The sequence below is a fragment of the Spirosoma rhododendri genome (assembly GCF_012849055.1).
Classification (GTDB): domain Bacteria; phylum Bacteroidota; class Bacteroidia; order Cytophagales; family Spirosomataceae; genus Spirosoma; species Spirosoma rhododendri.
This window is the reverse complement of the sequence record NZ_CP051677.1, coordinates 5,586,187-5,604,312: the sequence shown is the minus strand read 5'-3', so window position 1 is coordinate 5,604,312 and position 18,126 is coordinate 5,586,187. Positions and strand designations below refer to the sequence as shown.

16 protein-coding genes and 1 pseudogene are annotated in these 18,126 nt (G+C 55.9%); 9 read left to right on the top strand and 8 right to left on the bottom strand.

Annotated features, from left to right (window positions below):
* Positions 1-64 precede the first annotated feature (64 nt).
* The 7 genes and pseudogenes from rny to HH216_RS23535 all read right to left on the bottom strand — a co-directional run bounded on the left by rny (position 65) and on the right by HH216_RS23535 (position 8,398).
* The gene (gene rny, locus HH216_RS23565) at positions 65-1,675 is read right to left on the bottom strand and encodes a ribonuclease Y (RefSeq protein WP_169553086.1); all 1,611 of its coding nucleotides are present in this window, start codon (positions 1,673-1,675) and stop codon (positions 65-67) included.
* Positions 1,676-1,887: 212 nt separating this feature from the next.
* The gene (locus HH216_RS23560; protein ID WP_169553085.1) at positions 1,888-2,181 is read right to left on the bottom strand and encodes a cell division protein ZapA; all 294 of its coding nucleotides are present in this window, start codon (positions 2,179-2,181) and stop codon (positions 1,888-1,890) included.
* A gap of 29 nt (positions 2,182-2,210) precedes the next feature.
* Positions 2,211-2,561: a hypothetical protein gene (locus tag HH216_RS23555; RefSeq protein ID WP_169553084.1), complete on the bottom strand. Its 351-nt coding sequence runs from the start codon at positions 2,559-2,561 to the stop codon at positions 2,211-2,213.
* 60 nt (positions 2,562-2,621) lie between these two features.
* A pseudogene (gene pheT, locus HH216_RS23550) lies at positions 2,622-5,065 on the bottom strand (phenylalanine--tRNA ligase subunit beta).
* Between the two features lie 87 nt (positions 5,066-5,152).
* Entirely contained in the window at positions 5,153-5,713 is a 561-nt protein-coding gene (locus HH216_RS23545) for a SprB repeat-containing protein (RefSeq protein ID WP_169553083.1), read from the bottom strand.
* A 47-nt stretch (positions 5,714-5,760) separates the two neighbouring features.
* Positions 5,761-7,689: an IgGFc-binding protein gene (locus HH216_RS23540; protein ID WP_169553082.1), complete on the bottom strand. Its 1,929-nt coding sequence runs from the start codon at positions 7,687-7,689 to the stop codon at positions 5,761-5,763.
* A gap of 118 nt (positions 7,690-7,807) precedes the next feature.
* Positions 7,808-8,398 carry a DUF1684 domain-containing protein gene (locus HH216_RS23535; protein ID WP_332871437.1) on the bottom strand — a complete coding sequence of 197 codons (591 nt, stop codon included), beginning with the start codon at positions 8,396-8,398 and terminating at the stop codon, positions 7,808-7,810.
* A gap of 213 nt (positions 8,399-8,611) precedes the next feature.
* Between HH216_RS23535 and HH216_RS23530 the strand changes: the two genes are divergently transcribed.
* The 3 genes from HH216_RS23530 to HH216_RS23520 all read left to right on the top strand — a co-directional run bounded on the left by HH216_RS23530 (position 8,612) and on the right by HH216_RS23520 (position 11,421).
* Positions 8,612-9,019 (top strand): sugar 3,4-ketoisomerase, encoded by a 408-nt coding sequence (locus tag HH216_RS23530; protein ID WP_169553081.1) that lies wholly within the window; start codon positions 8,612-8,614, stop codon positions 9,017-9,019.
* A complete protein-coding gene (locus HH216_RS23525) occupies positions 9,016-10,104 on the top strand; it encodes a DegT/DnrJ/EryC1/StrS family aminotransferase (RefSeq protein ID WP_169553080.1) in 1,089 nt (362 codons plus the stop codon). The genes HH216_RS23530 and HH216_RS23525 overlap by 4 nt, the downstream gene beginning before the upstream one ends.
* A gap of 135 nt (positions 10,105-10,239) precedes the next feature.
* Positions 10,240-11,421 (top strand): alpha/beta hydrolase, encoded by a 1,182-nt coding sequence (locus tag HH216_RS23520; RefSeq protein ID WP_254448583.1) that lies wholly within the window; start codon positions 10,240-10,242, stop codon positions 11,419-11,421.
* 108 nt (positions 11,422-11,529) lie between these two features.
* On the opposite strand, the gene HH216_RS23515 is transcribed toward HH216_RS23520, so the two are convergent.
* Positions 11,530-13,941, bottom strand: a complete 2,412-nt coding sequence (locus tag HH216_RS23515) for an alpha/beta fold hydrolase (RefSeq protein WP_408641755.1) — start codon at positions 13,939-13,941, stop codon at positions 11,530-11,532.
* Positions 13,942-14,138: 197 nt separating this feature from the next.
* On the opposite strand from HH216_RS23515, the gene HH216_RS23510 reads away from it, so the two are divergent.
* The 6 genes from HH216_RS23510 (at position 14,139) to hemW (ending at position 18,082) form a co-directional block, all read left to right on the top strand.
* On the top strand, positions 14,139-14,426 hold the full coding sequence (locus HH216_RS23510) for a YciI family protein (RefSeq protein WP_169553079.1): 288 nt from the start codon (positions 14,139-14,141) through the stop codon (positions 14,424-14,426).
* 109 nt (positions 14,427-14,535) lie between these two features.
* Positions 14,536-15,201: an HAD-IA family hydrolase gene (locus tag HH216_RS23505; protein WP_254448582.1), complete on the top strand. Its 666-nt coding sequence runs from the start codon at positions 14,536-14,538 to the stop codon at positions 15,199-15,201.
* Positions 15,202-15,225: 24 nt separating this feature from the next.
* Complete coding sequence (locus tag HH216_RS23500) at positions 15,226-16,026, top strand: PhzF family phenazine biosynthesis protein (protein WP_169553077.1); 801 nt, start codon at positions 15,226-15,228, stop codon at positions 16,024-16,026.
* A 234-nt stretch (positions 16,027-16,260) separates the two neighbouring features.
* Entirely contained in the window at positions 16,261-16,416 is a 156-nt protein-coding gene (locus tag HH216_RS23495; protein WP_169553076.1) for a hypothetical protein, read from the top strand.
* 49 nt (positions 16,417-16,465) lie between these two features.
* A complete protein-coding gene (locus HH216_RS23490) occupies positions 16,466-16,915 on the top strand; it encodes a GNAT family N-acetyltransferase (RefSeq protein ID WP_169553075.1) in 450 nt (149 codons plus the stop codon).
* A gap of 42 nt (positions 16,916-16,957) precedes the next feature.
* Entirely contained in the window at positions 16,958-18,082 is a 1,125-nt protein-coding gene (gene hemW, locus HH216_RS23485) for a radical SAM family heme chaperone HemW (protein ID WP_169553074.1), read from the top strand.
* Positions 18,083-18,126: the final 44 nt, after the last annotated feature.

The following is an 18,126-nucleotide window of genomic DNA, read 5'->3' as shown; positions in this document are numbered from 1 at the left end:
AAAGTGTACTACATAACAGCTAATCAACTGTTTTGCAGTACACTTTGTCTATTGGTAAGTGCAGTTACTTAGCGTAAGCTACTGCGCGCATTTCCCGGATAACGGTAACTTTTATTTGCCCCGGATACTGCATTTCTTTCTCAATTTTCTGCGAAATTTCGTACGAAAGCGCACCGGCCCGGTCATCGGAAATGTGGTCGGCATCGACCATGATCCGCAGTTCGCGCCCGGCCTGGATAGCGTAGCATTTCGTAACGCCGGGGAAACCGCCCGCCAGTGCTTCGAGGTCTTTCAGCCGCTTGATATACGACTCCATCATCTCCCGCCGTGCGCCCGGACGTGAGCCCGATACGGCGTCACAGACCTGTACGATGGGCGAGATCATGCTCGTCATCTCGATCTCGTCGTGGTGGGCGCCGATAGCGTTGATGACCTCTGGATTCTCTTTGTATTTCTTCGCCAGTTCCATCCCCAGAATCGCGTGGGGCAGTTCGGCTTCTTCGGGCCATACTTTACCAATGTCGTGCAGCAGGCCCGCCCGCTTGGCAAGCTTGGCATTCAGCCCCAGTTCAGCGGCCATCGTAGCGCAAAGCTTTGCCACTTCGCGCGAGTGCTGAAGCAGGTTCTGCCCGTAGCTGGAGCGGAAGCGCATCCGCCCAACCATCTTAATCAGTTCGGGGTGTAGCCCGTGGATACCGAGGTCGATAACCGTCCGCTCGCCGATTTCGACAATCTCGTCTTCGATGTTCTTGCGGGTCTTGGCCACAATCTCTTCGATACGGGCCGGGTGTATCCGGCCATCCTGTACGAGCCGGTGCAGCGACAGCCGCGCAATCTCGCGCCGGACCGGGTCGAAACCCGAAATAATGATGGCTTCGGGGGTATCGTCGACAATGATTTCAACACCAGTGGCGGCTTCCAGCGCCCGGATGTTGCGCCCTTCGCGCCCGATCACTTTGCCCTTCACATCGTCCGACTCAATATTGAACACCGACACGCAGTTTTCGATCGCGTGTTCGGTAGCCGTACGTTGAATGGTTTCGATGACCACCTTTTTGGCTTCCTTGGTGGCCGTCAGCTTGGCTTCTTCGATAATGTTTTTGACGTACGACGAAGCCCGTGTTTCGGCTTCGGCTTTCAGCGTATCGATGAGTTGTTCGCGCGCCTGATCGGCCGATAAACCGGCAATGCGCTCCAGCTGCGCCACCTGTTCGGCCAGCATGGTGTCGGCTTCCTGCTGCCGCCGATCAACGTCTTCACGTCGTTTCGCCAGCGCGTCGTTCTGCTGATTGAGGGTGTTCCGTTGCTGATTGATCTCGTTGCGCTGCTGATTCAGCTCCTGGTCACGAGTGCGCTGCTGATCGGCCTGCTGCGCCAGTTGTTGCTCGCGCTGCTTGAGTTTATTTTCGTTCTGCTGAAGCAGATTCCGCTTTTGGCTCGTCGTTTCTTCAAACTCTGCTTTCAGGCGGATGTATTTATCTTTGGCTTCGAGCATCCGTTCTTTCTTGATGGTCTCGGCCTGCTGTTCGGCATTTTTCAGGATAGCGGCCGCTTTCTCTTCGGCTTCCTGCTCACGTTTTGCGTGGGTATCGGCCATTGTTCGCCGGCCGATCACGAGCCCCAGTCCGCCACCAGCCAGTAAGGCCAGTATAGCAATCCAAACTGGAATATCCATTGGAAGTATATCGTTAAGGTTGAAAAAAAATTAGCAACCTGCTGCGATACGACTACCGATTACAGTTAAATCATCAATAAAAAAACGAAGTGTGGCGAAGGAAAAAAGACGGATTCTGCTAGATAAATAATCGTCTCTGATCGGTTGATTTTTTTCGTTAGTTCAGTGATGAATTATAGCGACGTGTAAAATGAATCGGGCTACAAGACAAACTACGCCGATGTGACGACGTTGTCGAGTTGCACAATTCGTTTGTATAACATTTGTTGTAATTGCTGCCCTTGCTGGTCACTTCTGAATTTGTTGACTAACCCGTCGAAGGCAATGCGCATCATTGCTTCGCCGGGGTTATCGATACCCTCCTCCTTTAATTCATCCAGTAGTTGCTGCATCCGTTCAGCGGCATTTCTAACGAATACCTCTGTCTCCGGCTCAACCAGTATTTTGTAGCTGATGCCGGCAATTTTAACGTTTACAGGTCTTTCTTCTATGGCTGAGGTCGGCATGGTAGACATTAGCCAGGGGCAGTTAATAGTTATGACAAATTACTCCAGTGCGTTATACATCGGTCTAAAGTCCGAATATATTCGTCGAGTTGCTGCTTTAGTTCGGCATTCGGATCTGTCGCAGACAGATTGTTACCTACAATTTTACCAAATTCTTTCGACTTTGGTAGTTTTTTCTTCGAGTCAGCCAGTTTTTTCTCCAGCTTCTTTAGTTCCCGCTCTTTCAATGCCAGGTCCTTCCGAACCTCCTGTCGGTCGCGTTGTAGCTTCTCAATTGTACGCTGCGACGTCTTGGCTTCCTCCTTCAGCTGAACTATGTTGCTCTGCAACTGATCGATCAGCGACCACAATTGAAATTCATTAATTCCATTTGGATTCATTGGGATGGAGGGCATGGCCGGTAATCTGCCGGCTCCGGCAGATTACCGATAAAAAAGCACTTATTTACGAATCAGAGCACCCAGCTCGCGCTCAAAAGCGCCCATCAGCCGCTGCATTGTTTTGTCGATGGTGGCGTCGGTGAGCGTCTGTTGCGGGTCCTGCAACATAAAGCTGACGGAGTAGGCCTTGCGGTCGGTACCCAGCGAATCGTCTTCAAACACGTCGAATACGTTGACGGTCTGCAACAACTTACGCTCGGTCTGGTGCGCCAGCCGGTCGATCTGCTCAAAGCCCACGCTCTTGTCGAGTACCAGCGACAGATCGCGTCGGACGCTGGGGAAACGGGACACTTCCTGATAACGTACCTTCGGGCTACCCAGTTTCATCAGGTAATCCCAGTCGAAGTCGGCGTAGAACACCGGTTGCTTCAGATCGACCAGTTTGGTCAGGCGGGGCTGTACCAGTCCCAGGCTTACAACCGGTTTTTTATTGACCAGGTACGTAAGTCCGTATTGAAACAGGGTCGGGTCGGCGGGTTGCGATTCAGTCCGGCGGTCCTGATCGGGGCCAATCCGGAACAGGTTCAGCACACGCTGCACGGCAGCTACCAGGTCGGTATAGGCTACCGGCTGACTTTTCTGCTGCCAGCTTTCGGCCCGTTGGTTGCCCATCATGGCCAGACTTAGCCGCATCCGCTCGGTGTACTTCGTCGCTCCGTCGTCGGTAGTGGTCTGGAAATACACCTTGCCGAACTCGAACAGGCTCAAATCCCGCTGCCGCCGGTTGAGGTTATAAGTCAGCGTTTCGAGGGCTGAAAATAGCATACTCTGCCGCATCACTGATAGCTCATCGCTGAGTGGATTGAGCAACGTCACATCGGTACCGGGCAGGCTGGCCCGGATAGCGTCGTGATAGGCGGGGCGCGTGAGCGAGAGCGTCAGGATTTCATAGAAGCCAACCGCCGTCAGCACCTGCCCAACCCGGCTCTGCCACTGATTGACGTCGTTTTTGGGGAACTCGGTCAGTGATTCAGCCGACAGGCTGCTCGACAGCGGAATGTTATCCAGCCCGTAGATGCGCAGGATTTCTTCGATCACGTCGGCTTCGCGCGTCACGTCGACGCGGTAGGGGGGAACGATGGCCGTAAACCCGTCCGTTGTTCCGTCGGCCTGCTCGATGTCGAGCGCCGACAGAATACGTTTGATCTCGTCGTGGGCTATCTGGATCCCGATCAGCCGGTCGATATTACGGTACTGGACCGGTACGCGGAACGGCTCGACGGGAGCAGGGTATAGGTCGGTAATGTCGGACGTGATCTGCCCCCCGGCTACTTCCTGCATCAGGAGAGCGGCCCGTTTCAGTGCAAAAACGGGCATGTTGGGGTCGGTGCCCCGCTCGAACCGGAACGACGCATCGGTTTTGAGCCGGTGGTGCTGCGCCGTTTTCCGCACCGACTGGGCCGAAAAGTACGCCGACTCCAGGAAGATGCGCGTTGTCTGCTCCGTAACACCCGATTCTTTGCCGCCGAATACGCCCGCGATGCACATCGGCCCGTCGGCGTTGCAAATCATCAGGTCGGTATCGGTCAGGCTACGCTCGATACCGTCGAGGGTAACAAAAGGAGTACCGGTGGGCAGCGTTTTTACGATGACCTGATTACCCGCGATCTTATCCGCGTCGAATGCGTGGAGCGGCTGACCCAGATCGTGGCAGACAAAATTGGTGATGTCGACGACGTTGTTGATTGGGTTGATGCCGATCGTCCGGAGTCGCTGCTTGAGCCAGTCGGGCGATTCGCCGACGGTCAGGTTGCTGATTGTCAGACCTGTGTAGCGCGGGCAGGCGGCAACGTCCTCAACGCGTACGTCCAGCGTAAGGGATGTATTGTCGACGGTGAAGCGGCTTACGTCGGGCAGGCGCAGCGGCTGGTTCAGTACGGCGTGGAGGTCGCGGGCGGTACCGAGGTGCGAGGCTGCGTCGATGCGGTTGGGCGTCAGACCGATGATAATCTGGTAGTCGGCTTCGAGGTTGAAATAGCGCGCGGCCGGAGTGCCGTTGGGCAGGTCGGTCGACAGAACCATGATGCCCGCGTGCGACTGCCCGAGCCCGATTTCGTCTTCGGCACAGAGCATTCCTTCCGAAGCGGCTCCCCGGATTTTTGCTTTTTTGATCGTAAACGGTTCACCACCGGCGGGGTAGAGCGTAGCGCCCACTTTTGCCACTATAACCTTCTGACCGGCAGCGACATTAGGTGCACCGCAGACAATCGACAGGGGGCCGAATCGCCCGCGTCGACAGTGGTCAGGCTAAGTGAATCGGCATCGGGGTGTTTGGTACAGGTCAATACTTCGCCCACGACCAACCCCTCGAGGCCACCCGGCACAGCGTCGAACCGCTCAATACCTTCGACTTCAAGACCCGTTCCGGTCAGGCGTTTGCCTACTTCTTCGGGCGACTCGGGTAAATCAATGAACGTTTGTAACCATTTATAGGAAATCTCCATACGGCGGCATTGCGATAAAAATGCAAAGGTAAGGAGAAGGGCAACCCGGTAAAAGGAAGAACGTAGAAAGCGTAGCGGTTGCGCAGGTCAAAGTCGCCTGAGAATTACTTTCGGGCAGAGTATAGGATAAGGGTCTGCCAGCCGTACAGTGGTGGTTGACGGGCAGCCCGACGTGACGGTAACGGTGTATTTGTCCGCTATTACGTTGGTAAGGTCTTTCGTCGTTGCACCAGTTGACCAGGCATACGTAAAGGGCGGATTGCCACCGCTGGCCGTCAGCGTGATGCGCCCGTCGCTGGCCCCGAAGCACGTGGGAGGCACGGCCGCTGTCGACAGCGTAGGGGCGGAGTAGGCCGTGACGGTCAGACTGGTGACGGCCGTACAGCCGTTGGCACTGGTGACCGATACGCGCAGCGTGCCCAACGTGGCTGTCCAGTTTACCAGTGCGGTCGTACTGGTAGGCGTTCCCCCGCTGGCGATGGTGCCGCCCGTGACCGTCCAGCTGTAAGTGCCCGACGTGCTGCTGACGCTGTATGGTGACGACGAGCCGATGCAGGCTGTTGCTGAACTGCCAACGAAACCAATGGCTGGCGTATCGCCCGTAACGACGACTGAGGTTGTGTCCTGACAACCGGCGGCATCGGTCACGGTAAGCCTGAACCGCCCTGTGCTGGTTGTCGAGATAACCGCCGTCGTTAGCAGCTGCTGATCGGCTGTGATCCACTGATACGTGTAGGGGCCACCTGTGCTGTTGGCGGATGCCGTGAGCGAGGTTGCCCCCGTGGGGCGGCAAACAGCAGGGTTTCGGGGGTAATCGTCGGCTGTATCGTGTTCGATGAATTGACGAATTCAAGGCAGACCGAGCCGGTTTGTCCCAGTTCGTTGACGACCGTTACCCGGATGGTATCCCGCCCGCAGTTAGGGGCATTACTGCGCATCGTGTACAGCAGGCAGGTGTTGTTTGATGGGTCGATACTGACGGAGCCGGTCAGGGTGCCACCGACGACGTTCTGGATGAAGTTGGTGCTACCACAGCTGTTCAGCCGAAGGCAGTGCTGTCTCCGCTGACCGGGCGTAACCTGGGCTGCGCGGTAGAAACTGGTCGGCTGGTTAGACGTGGGGTCCAGCACGTCGACCGGCGCATCGTAGTTTGAGTAGTAGCCAAAATTGCCTGTAGCACTTGACCCGCTGATGACGCCGACGTGAAACCGCTGACTGGCGGTCAGTACGTTGGCCTGGCTAAAGGGCGAAGCGGTATTGGCGGTAAAACTGACGACGGAATAGGCCGTGCCATTTACGCGCACACTGTCTCTGACCGACCCCCTGGCCGTGTACGACTGATTGTTGAACAGCAGACTCGGCAGGGCTGAGGTGGGAATGACGACGAGGGCCTGCTCGATTGTGCTGCCCACGTTGCGGAAGAAATCTGTACGTATACTACCCGTGCAATTCGTGATGGCTGGCAGAATCGCCATGCCATACTCGTTGGCAGCTACCGACGAAACCTGGTAGGCGTAGAATTTTTTGTTACCCGTAAACTGAAACGCCCGGCTAAAGGCCGAGTTGGTCAGGTTGTAGGTGTATACCTGCCCGGCGTCGAGCGTGATGGTGGTCAGGGATGTGGGTGGCCCGTTTGCCGTAGCCGGACCCGTAATGGTAAGGCTGGTCGCTTTTTCAATCGCGACGACAAAGACGTAGTCAGACGCATTGGCGTTGTTCTGGCCATGAACGGCTATGTATTGCTGACCGGTTATCCGGGCCGGAACAAGCTGATCGAAGCCTGCGTCGCGGTTACCGCTGTAGGGGTTGTAGGTATGTTGCGAGCCGGAGTTGACGGCCACCGGTTTGTCGGAAGTTACCAGCAGCCCCGCAACAGACGAGTTGCTGGATGTCGTGGTCGTTAGCGTAGTCGAGGTAACCATGTAGGTTTCCCCCGCATTAAGCGAGATGGTAAAATTCGATGGATTTGTAACACCCAGTAAGGGCGTTGGGCTGCGAATCCGGATGGTGGTGTTGGCTTCGGTGGCCATCACGCTGACGAAGTGCCGCTGATCGACGGCGTTCTGCGTTGTCGACAATCGGGTCTGACTACCGGCGTAAAAGGCATAACCCAACCCAGCTTTGCCTTTCAGCGAAATAATGTCCTGATTGTTAAGGGGTGTCAGCCGGTAGGTAGCCTGAATCGGCTGGTCCGACTGAAGAATCAATCCCTTGTTTCTTTCCTTCGTATTAGGGTTGGGCGACATCACCACCGACAGGGGGAGGGCGATGCTGGTCGAAGTCGCCGACGTTAGCACCACCTGCTGACTAAACGAGCCGTCGGGCGTTCTGATGGTGACGATGGCGTTGGCTGATCGGGTCGACAGAATCAGATCCTGCGTTCCGTATTGGGTGTTGCCAACCGACGGATTACCGTAGATGGTAGGCAGGTAGTAAATGTTAGGCTGGGCGCACGTGACGGCTTGTGCGCACTCGGGGCAGTCGGGGTCCTGGCAGTCGATCAGGTTGTCGCCGTCGTCGTCGATTCCGTTGTTGCATATCTCGGCCGTCTGGGCGAACGCCACCGTGCTGGATATACTCAGGAATGAGATGCTAACGAATAAGACGAGAAGAACTGATTTCACTTGGTCGAGAGAGGAATATAAAGTCTATAGGGGCAATAGTTATGCCGCAACCTGCTTTATCTCTCTCAAAACTCACTTTTCTAGTCGTGTGGCGTATACCGTTCCCCGGCACGTACCGCTACCGATAGTTTGTTTTCGGCGGGGGAAGCGGGCAGGCATAGCCCGGATTGTAGGCGCAATACGGATTATAAGCTGCGTTGAAATCGAGAACAACCTGCGTGTCGCTCATCTGTTTCGAGTCGAGTTCGAGGTAGCGCCCGCCCCCGTAGGTTTCTTTCCCGGACGTAGCATCCTGGAACAGAACCGTGTACTCACCATCGGCTTTTACAATCAGCAGACGACTCGTTTCGCCCTGTAACTGAAAAACAGCGTGGGCAAATTTCTCGTACACTTCCTCGCTGCCGTCGCTCATGCGAACAACCAGTTTCTGGGTTTTGTCGGCAAACGGTTCGAGCCGGGCTGTAACGCGGTAAGCCGGATCGGGGGCGAAATAAGTTAGGCCCGAAAATTGAGCTTTATTGGTAATGGGTGAATCAGAACCGGTGCGGAAGTTCTGATCTTTCTTCGCTCGTTCGTCCATCAGTTCCTGCTTGTAGCGGACCGGATCGATCGGGGTGTCGATCCCCGACTGTCCATCAACGAGTGTAACATAAAGCAGGGCGATAATTCCCAGGCCAAGAACGATCAGCAGGATGGTTCGGGTCGTCATAGGGGTAGTCGATTGTGGGGCGAAATAACGTGATTCCGGCGAACCTACCTCATTAGTAGGTTAATCGATGTAGGAAATCGGGTCCGCTGTGTAAGGTTCACATGTGTGTAGCAACATCATACGCATTAATCAATATATTTGGAGTGATTCTAAACACACTATAACGTACAACAGCCCAGCATCCTATCTAAGAAGCAGACTTTATCTCCCTGAATGGCGAAACTCTACCAGTTAAAAACGTACTCGTCGGAATCCGGTCATCTGACCGTTTTCGACAACATACTATTCGGTGGGATTAAACGCGTCTTTTACATCTACGGCGCCGGAGCCCAGCCGCGCGCCGGACACCGGCACGTACAGTCGGTGAATGCGCTGATCTGTCTGAACGGTAGCTGTCGTGTGTACAATCACGACGGGACGCAGGAAACGACGTACCAGCTCACCGATCCCCAGCAGTGTCTGGTGCTGGAGCCCGAAGACTGGCACATTATGGACGAGTTTACCAACGATGCGGTATTGTTGGTTGTGTCGAACCACCCTTACGATCCCGACGATTACATCTACGAACCGTATCCCGGTAGCCGTCGACTGGTCGAATCTGACCTGAAAACTACCAAATGATTCCGTTTCTTGATCTGGAGCGGGTAAACACGCCACACCTGCCGCGTATACAGGCAGCGGTTAGCCGGGTTACCGCATCGGGCTGGTACGTGCTGGGGCCGGAGGTTCAGGCGTTTGAAGCAGCCTTCGCGCAGTTGGTTGGTACGCGGCATTGTGTTGGGGTCGCCAATGGCCTCGATGCGCTGACACTGGTGCTGATGGCCTGGGATTTTCCGTCCGGCAGCGAAGTCATCGTACCCGCCAACACGTATATCGCGTCGATATTGAGCGTCAGTCAGGCCGGGCTTATTCCGGTGCTGGTCGAGCCGGATCCGCGCACAATGCTGCTCGACCCGCTGCGTATCGAAGCAGCCATCACCCCCCGTACGAAAGCCATTTTGCCAGTACACCTGTATGGGCGTTGCTGCGAGATGGACGCTATTCGGCTGATTGCTACCAACCATAACCTGCGGATTCTGGAAGATGCCGCGCAGGCGCACGGCGCGCAATACGGCACCCGGCGGGCCGGGCAACTGGGCGATGCCGCTGGCTGGAGTTTTTATCCCAGCAAAAACCTGGGGGCGCTGGGGGATGCGGGCGCGATTACCACCGACGACGATGCCCTGGCCGACCGGTTGCGGGCGCTTCGCAACTACGGATCGACGCAGCGGTATGTCAATACGTATGTCGGGCGTAACAGTCGGCTCGATGAGATGCAGGCAGCCGTGCTGCTGGAAAAATTACCGTTTCTCGAATCCGAAAACGATTACCGCCGAGCCATTGCCCGGCAGTACCTCACCCAGATCAAACACCCCGACGTGCTGCTGCCCCCGGCCGATCAGATCGGGCAGGACGCGTGGCATTTGTTTGTCATTCGGCACCCCCGTCGCGACGACCTGCGTAACTGGCTGGATCAGCACGGTATCGGAACCGACATGCATTACCCCGTACCCCCGCATCAGCAGCAAGCCTACAGCGAATTAAATGCGCTATCGTTTCCGGTGTCCGAGCAGATCCACCGGGAGGTGCTTAGTTTGCCATTGAACCCGGCGGTGACAATAGCCGAGGCTGACTTAATCTGTCAGGTGATTAACGCTTTTATGTGACGACTTCGGAATTGTTGACGTCAACAGATAACGCTTGCGTTGCCACGAATCAGGGTAACCCTGGCGTATTCCGGAATAATACCTAAACCGCTCCTCCGTAACTATCAATTTACTCACTGCCCTTGGGGGCTGTTTATGAATCGTTTCGTTTACCTGATTAGTACGTTCTCTTTGTTTATGCTGGCCGCCTGTCAGCCGGGCGACGTTAAACCTGACCCCGTCCTGATTCATCAATCACTCGTTACGACCTACACCAACAAGGTGCTGCACTCGCTCGAGTCGCCCAATGATTCGCTCGTATATACCCCCGGTTCGTTCAGCCTGAGTATCCAGCGACTGACGTACCAAACAACGCTGGAAGATGGTACGCCCATTACGGCGTCGGGGATTGTGTATCTGCCGGTATCATCGGGTGGTGCCCAGCTATTTCCGATACTGGGTTACCAACATCCGACGGCCTTTTCAAACGCGGAGGTGCCATCGGGTTACGATTATACACAGCCTGACTTTTCATATCCGCTCTACTTCGCTACCCACGGCTACATCGTGGCCTGCCCCGATTATGTGGGTTATGGCGATGCCAGTAGTGTTGCACACCCGTACGAAAACCGGGCGTCGCTCGCCCATGCTACCGCCGATATGCTGCGCGCCACCAACGAATGGCTTCAGCAACAGGCTACTCCCAGCTGGAACGGGCAGGTATTTTTGGCGGGTTTTTCGGAGGGGGGCTACGCAACGCTGTCGGCGCAACAGCTTATCGAGCAGCAGTACGCCGACCAACTGCCGCTGACCGGTACCAGCTGCGGATCGGGGCCGTATGCTATGGCGTCTTTTTTCGACTACATCACCCACCAGACAACCAGCAGTCCCGGCGTGGTCAACTACCTGTATGTCTGGCAAACGGTGGTTTATAACAAGCTGTACAACGGCAGCAAGCCGCTTAGCTACTACTTCAAATCGCCTTATGCCGAGCAGCTTGCCGTTTCGCTCGATAACGCCCGGTCATTTACCGTCAGCTTCGACAAGATTTGCACCGATCAGTTCCGCGCCGATGTGCGTAATCCGGCCTCCACGTTTGGAAAAGCGTTACTCGACAATGACCTGACCAGCCGGGCTGTCCGCAGTCGCACGTATCTGATTCATGGTGATCAGGATGAAGTGATACCGTACTTTATCTCGCAGCAAACCTGCTCACTCATGCAGCAGCAGGGGGCCAGCCAGATCAGTCTGGTAACGCTGAAGAATCAGAAGCACGTGCCGTCTGAAGTGCTGTTTATGCGTCGGTCGCTGGAATTATTCGAGGCATTGAAGAAGTGAGTGTGTAGCCTGGACGTCCACGTCCGGGTGGACGCGAAGCGGCCTAAAAGTTGCCGCCTATGCAGGTTGCCCTGACGGCCACCCGGACGTGGACGTCCAGGCTACACCTTACAGCCGCTCCTCGAACAGCTTCAGGATGCGCTTGTATTCATCCATCCAGCTCGTAGGCTCTATGAAGCCGTGATCTTCGACGGGGTAGGGGGCTAGTTCCCAATTCTCTTTTTTCAGTTCGATTAACCGCTGCGACAGCCGGACGGCATCCTGAAAATGAACGTTGACGTCGACCATCCCGTGGCAGATGAGCAGGTTGCCTTTTAACCCTTCCGCAAAATTGATCGGCGACGACCGGCGATAGGCCAGCGAATCGTTCTGCGGTTCGTTCAGGATATTGGCCGTGTAGGGGTGGTTATAAGCCGCCCAGTCGGTAACGGGGCGAAGGGCAGCCCCCGCTTTGAACACATCGGGCGTGGTGAACATTGCCATCAGCGTGATGAAGCCACCGTACGACCCGCCGTAGACCCCCACTTTACCTGCATCGACCCCCTGCGTTTTAGCCAGCCATTGTACCGCATCGACGTGGTCGGTTAGGTCTTTGCCGCCCATGTGCCGGTAGATACCCGTCCGCCAGTCGCGGCCGTAGCCCGCGCTGCCCCGGTAGTCGATGTCGAGCACGGTATACCCCTTGTCGACCAGCAGATTATGGAACATGTATTCGCGGAAATACTGACTCCACCACTTGTGCGCGTTTTGCAGATACCCCGCGCCATGGACGAATACGACCGCCTTGCCAGTCGGCTGAGCAGGCTTGTAGAGCCGGGCGTAGATCGGCTGGTTGTCGCGGGCCGGAATGGTTACGTACGTCGGTTCACGCCAGGCGTAGCTTTTGAACACGTCGGTTTGTGACTCCGTCAGCCGAGCGGGGGCAGCGGTGGTTTTCGCGGCTGTGACCAGCGGACTCAGGTACAGTTCCCACGGTTGCGTGGCCGACGAATTCCGAATTACAGCGTACCGTTCGTCGGGCGAAATGGTCAGGTCGTTAGCCCCCGGCAGGGTGGTCAGGCGGGTGCGCGTACCACCTGTTGCGGCCATTTTGTACCAGTGCTGTTCGCCGGGGTGGACCTCATTGGTTTGCAGGAAAAACGATTGCTTATCAGCCGACAACTGAGCCTGCTGCACCTCGAATTTCCCTGATGTCAATTGCTTTTTCGTGCCTGGGGCCAGCGCGTCGACTGTGTACAGGTGCGAATAGCCATCGGCTTCCGACTGAAACCAGAGCGTGTGGTTGTCGGCCAGAAAGCCCATACTACCCGGCGAAAACGACCCGCCGATGCCCGGCCCGCCAATCCACGCGTCGTCGTGCTGCCGGTCCAGTACGGTCATTGTCAGCGTAGCGGGGTCGAGTCGGGTGATCCAGCGATCTTTGTTATCGCCCGACCGGACAACAACCACGGCTACTTTGCCATCTTCCGACCAGACGACGTTGCTGAACGTGACGGCCCGCATTTTCTTCGACGTATCAGCTTTGGCTTTGCCCGTCGTTGCTTCGGCCAGATAAGCAGGTCGGTTGGTAATGCCGGGCAGCGATTTTACGCTAATCGTCCGAACGGTGTCTTTCTGCACGTCGTACACGAAAAACTCCTGCGTCGACTGGGGGGCTCCGACTTTGGTGCGGGCCGGAATATCTTCGGTGAAGCCCGACTCTGTGACGTAGTTGGGCACCTGAGCCGTTTTGGCCCCCGACGCGCTCTTTACGGACCGGTACGTTACAAACAGACCGTCGGGACTTATCTGTTGACCCACCAGTTGCTTATCGTCCAGGTAAATTTCCTTTGGCCGTTTGGGGCGGTCGAGTTTGCTCAGCCGCTCCGCTTCGTCTTTGCGTTCTTTTCGCTCCGTCACGACGGACGACAATCGTAACTGCTCGGCTTTCAGAAATTTCTCTTCGTCGTTTGGCTTCGAATCACTCTTTTTCGCACCGGGCCGGAAGTCGGTTAGCTGCGCCAATTCGCCGGTGGTCAGGTCAATACTGAACAGATTGGACCCGCTGCGCCGGAACGTAACCCGCTTTTCATCGCCACTGAAGCGGGGGTCGGTTTCGGAATCGACGGTATTGGTCAGTTGACGCACCCGCCCGGTCTTTGTGTCGACCCAGAACAGATCGCCCTGCGATTCGTAGACGCGCTGCGTGCGGGCACGGTTATAGATCGGGCTTTGATCGATACGCAGCGCACGTCGTTCGGCGGGACTAACCTTCTGCGGTTTCGACGGCGTCAGCGTTTTGCCGTTCGTCAGCGTAACCTTATACAGCGAATCGTTTTTGGCCCGGTCGGGATTCCAGCTAAAATAAATTGTGCGCGAATCGTCGGACCAGAACGGGTTGGAAGGCGAGGTGCCAACGCTGAGTTTGGGGTCCTGCATAATCGACTCAACAGTCAGGGTAGGGCGTTGACGCGCGGGCTGTGGCTGGGCACAAACGGCGAAAGGAAGCAGCGGTAATAAGCTGCAAAGCAGTCGATTCATTGGCTGAAGAAGTGGAAACAGGTTGTCGAAGCCGGAAAATACGCACAAAAGGCCGATTTACACGATTGACAGCCCTTGCCCGGGTAGGCAGGAAGACGCGCTTATGGAAAAAGCTGGTTTGCCGATTCGCCAAATCAGACGGCTTATTGACATACGGCCCAACTTCTGGTATCTTGCCTGTATTAAACCCAGTTAATATGCAGTACGTTGTTTACGCCTACGACCATACCGACGCCGACGCATTGGCGCGACGGATGGCGGCCCGGGCGGCCCATTTCGATTACATCAGGAAGTTTAACGCACTGGGTAAGTTTGTAATTGGGGGGGCGCTCCTCGACTCGACGGGTCGTATGGTCGGGTCGATGCTGGTACTGAATCTCGATTCGGAAGCGGAGCTAAACACGTACCTGGCCGGCGACCCATACGTTGTGCAGCGGGTCTGGGACAAAATCGATACCCGCCCGTTCATGCAGGCAAATTTGTAATAGGGTTTAGGACTTGAGATTTAACGGTCAACGTTGCGCCGGAATCGAACCTTAAACCTTGACCATCAAACGTTAAACGGAAATTTTGATACACGCTGCTTTATTTGATATGGACGGTCTGCTGGTGGATTCTGAACCCCACTGGCGGGCGGCCGAACGCGCTGTTTTCGATACGGTCGGCTTATTTCTGACCGACGATCAGTGCAAACAAACGACGGGGATGCCGATTCCGGCGGTGGTCAACTACTGGTACCTGCGGCATCCGTGGGCGGAAGGTCCCGGAGCGACGCTGGGTGAAATCGCTGACCGCATCACGGAGGGCGCTCACGAGCGCATCGGTGCCCTGGCTCAGCCGATGCCGGGTGCTATCGACGCGCTGAATTTCTTCAACGAACGCGACATACCGGTCGCCATTGCGTCGGCATCGCCCATGAGCCTGATCGAAGTGGTAATCGACCGGCTGGCTATTCGCGATCGACTAACGCTCTGGCACTCAGCCACGCTCGAAGCAAACAACAAGCCGGCTCCCGACGTATATTGGGGAGCGGCAAGACGACTGGGCGTTAACGCTGCTAACTGCATTGCGTTTGAAGATTCGGGTAGCGGTGTGCTGTCGGCGCACTCGGCCGGTACGATTACGGTAGCCGTCCCCGCCGATTTTGAGCGCGATGACCCGAAGTTTGCCATTGCCGACATGAAACTCAACGCCCTGACCGACTGGTCGCCCGACTTATTTGCTGCCCTGATAAAACTGAAGCCTACTCCTATTGACTAAACCTTTCTTGTAACGACTAAACTCATGCGTCTCTACCAACTTGATGCGTTTACCGATCAACTGTTCTGTGGTAATCCGGCGGCCGTTGTGCCCCTGACCGACTGGATTTCCGACGAGCAGATGCAGAAGATTGCCGCTGAGAACAACCTGGCGGAAACCGCTTTTTACGTTAAAACGGAGGGAGATAACAACTTCCATATTCGCTGGTTTACGCCCACGGTTGAAGTCGATCTGTGCGGTCACGCGACGCTGGCAACGGGTTACGTCGTATTCTTTCTGGAAAACCAGTCGACTGCCGATACAATCTGTTTTGAGTCGCGCAGTGGTCAACTAAAAGTCAGCCGTACTGATGATAACTGGCTGACGCTCGACTTCCCCGCCGACCCGGTGCAGAAAGCCAATGTGCAGCCGCCTGCCCTGATGGCAAGCCTGGGTACACGCCCCATTGAAGTACTAAAAGGGCGTTCTGATTATATGCTTGTCTACGATTCGGAAGCCACGGTGCGGGCGCTAAATCCTGATTTCAGGGAGATGAGCAGCATCCCGGCGCGGGGTATCATCGTAACGGCGCCCGCTGGCCCCGACTCGAACGTTGATTTCGTGTCGCGCTTCTTCGGCCCCCAGTCGGGTATCGATGAAGACCCCGTCACCGGCTCGGCACACACAACGCTGATTCCGTACTGGGCTGAAAAACTGGGCCGGAACAATCTGACTGCCCGGCAAATCTCACCCCGTGGCGGCTATCTCCGCTGCCAGCTCGACGGCGACCGCGTCTGCATCAGCGGTCAGGTGCAGCTATACATGACAGGGGAGATAAATAGCTGATAATCAGGTCATGTAGAGACGCGATCCTTCGCGTCTCAGCACCCGGATGGTCTTCGTACCGGATGGTCTGGCTGACGCGTGCTGAGACGCGAAGGATCGCGTCTCTACACATATATCCGGCAGGTTTCGCGGTCCCCGGATGAGCGACGGCTTGTACGATCGTATCTCGAAGCAATTTTAATTTTTACTTGTTCTAAATAAGTATACCTTTGCTCTCGCAACGAGCAAGAGCGAATGAATACGGAAGTAGTGCAGATTGACGAATACACGCTGAGCACCCCAACCCAGCAACCCGCAAAGTCGAACCCGTTTCTGAATACGGAGTGCGTATTGAAATCGTGCTGTAAGAAGTACAAGAAAGGGAAGCGCTGTAAGAAGTGCCCGGACTGATCGGGACGTTTGCTTGTCTAGTTTTCATATGTAGTTTCGCGCTGTGACTATGCAGTACGAAATCTTCGCTACGGTGCCGCCGGAACCCCGCCTGACGGGGACGATTAATCTGCTGGCAACCGTATTCACCAACCGCACGTCCGACGACTTTCGCGACGATCTGTTGGTTACCGCCAAGTACCCTTCCTTTCTCACACAACTAGCTATTTCCGACGATGTCGTCGTCGGTTGTAAGTTTGGCTACGAGCGCGAACCCGGCCTGTTTTACAGTTGGCTCGGCTGCGTTGATCCGGCGTTTCGCGGGCAGGGCGTCGCGGCTGAATTGATGCGGCAGCAACACGACTGGTGCCGGTCGCAGGGCTATCGAACCATTCGCACCCAGACGTACAATCAGTGGCGGAGTATGCTGCTACTAAACATTAGGTCGGGCTTTGACATTGTCGGTACCGAACCGGGGCGGTACGGGCTAAAAATCGTGCTGGAAAAGTCGCTGAGGTGAGTATCTGAACCGATTTTGCCGGGCTATTGTCATACCGGTACAATGCATCTGTACGTCCATATTCCCTTCTGCAAGCAAGCCTGCCACTACTGCGACTTTCATTTCAGTACTAACCTGAGTCGTAAGGCCGAACTGGTTGATGCCATCTGTGCCGAAATCAACCTGCAACGGGAATACCTGCCCAGCCAGACGCTTGAAACGATCTATCTCGGCGGGGGCACGCCATCGCTGCTAACGGAGGCTGAACTTGGCAGATTGTTCGAGACTATTCACGGCCAATATACCGTTGCCCCCGACGCCGAAATCACGCTCGAAGCCAACCCCGACGATCTGGCCGATCCTGCTAAGCTGACGATGCTGCGCCGGTACGTCAACCGGTTGAGCATCGGTATTCAGACCTTCGATGAAACAAGTCTGCGGTGGATGAATCGGGCACACAATGCCGCCGAAGCCTTCGCCAGCGTCGACCGGGCGCGACAGGCTGGCTTTGCTAATCTCAGCGTCGACCTGATCTATGGCATACCCAACCGTGCAGAATCTGTCTGGGAAACAGATCTGGCTACGATGCTGTCACTCGATGTACCGCACCTCTCGGCCTATGCGCTGACCATTGAACCCGACACGGCCTTCGGGCGGTGGGAGCGGAGCGGCAAACTACCCCCCGCCGATGAACAACTGGCCGCGACGCAGTTTGAGCAACTGACAACCGCGCTGACCGGGGCGGGTTACGAGCATTACGAGATTTCCAACTTTGCCAAACCCGGCCACTACGCCCGTCACAATACGGCCTACTGGCAACGTCGGCCGTATCTGGGTGTTGGGCCAAGCGCGCATTCCTACAACGGCACAAGTCGGCAGTACAACGTGGCCAACAACGCGTGCTACATCGCTGATATTCGGCAGGGTGTATTGCCCGCGACGGTTGAAGAACTGACCGTGGCCGATCAGGTCAACGAGTACCTGCTGACGGGCCTGCGCACACAGTGGGGCTGTTCGCTAGCGGAACTCGACGCGCTGCTGGGGGCTGATTTTACCCAAAAGCAGCGTCGCGAACTGGCCGAACTCGACAAAACCGGCTGGCTCCTGCGCGACGGTGACCTGTTGCGCCTGACACCCGCCGGGAAGCTTTTTGCCGACCGGGTTGCCGCTACGCTGTTTGTTGAATAACTGAAAATTGCCCATTTTCGCAGTTCAGCCCGCAGTACATGAGC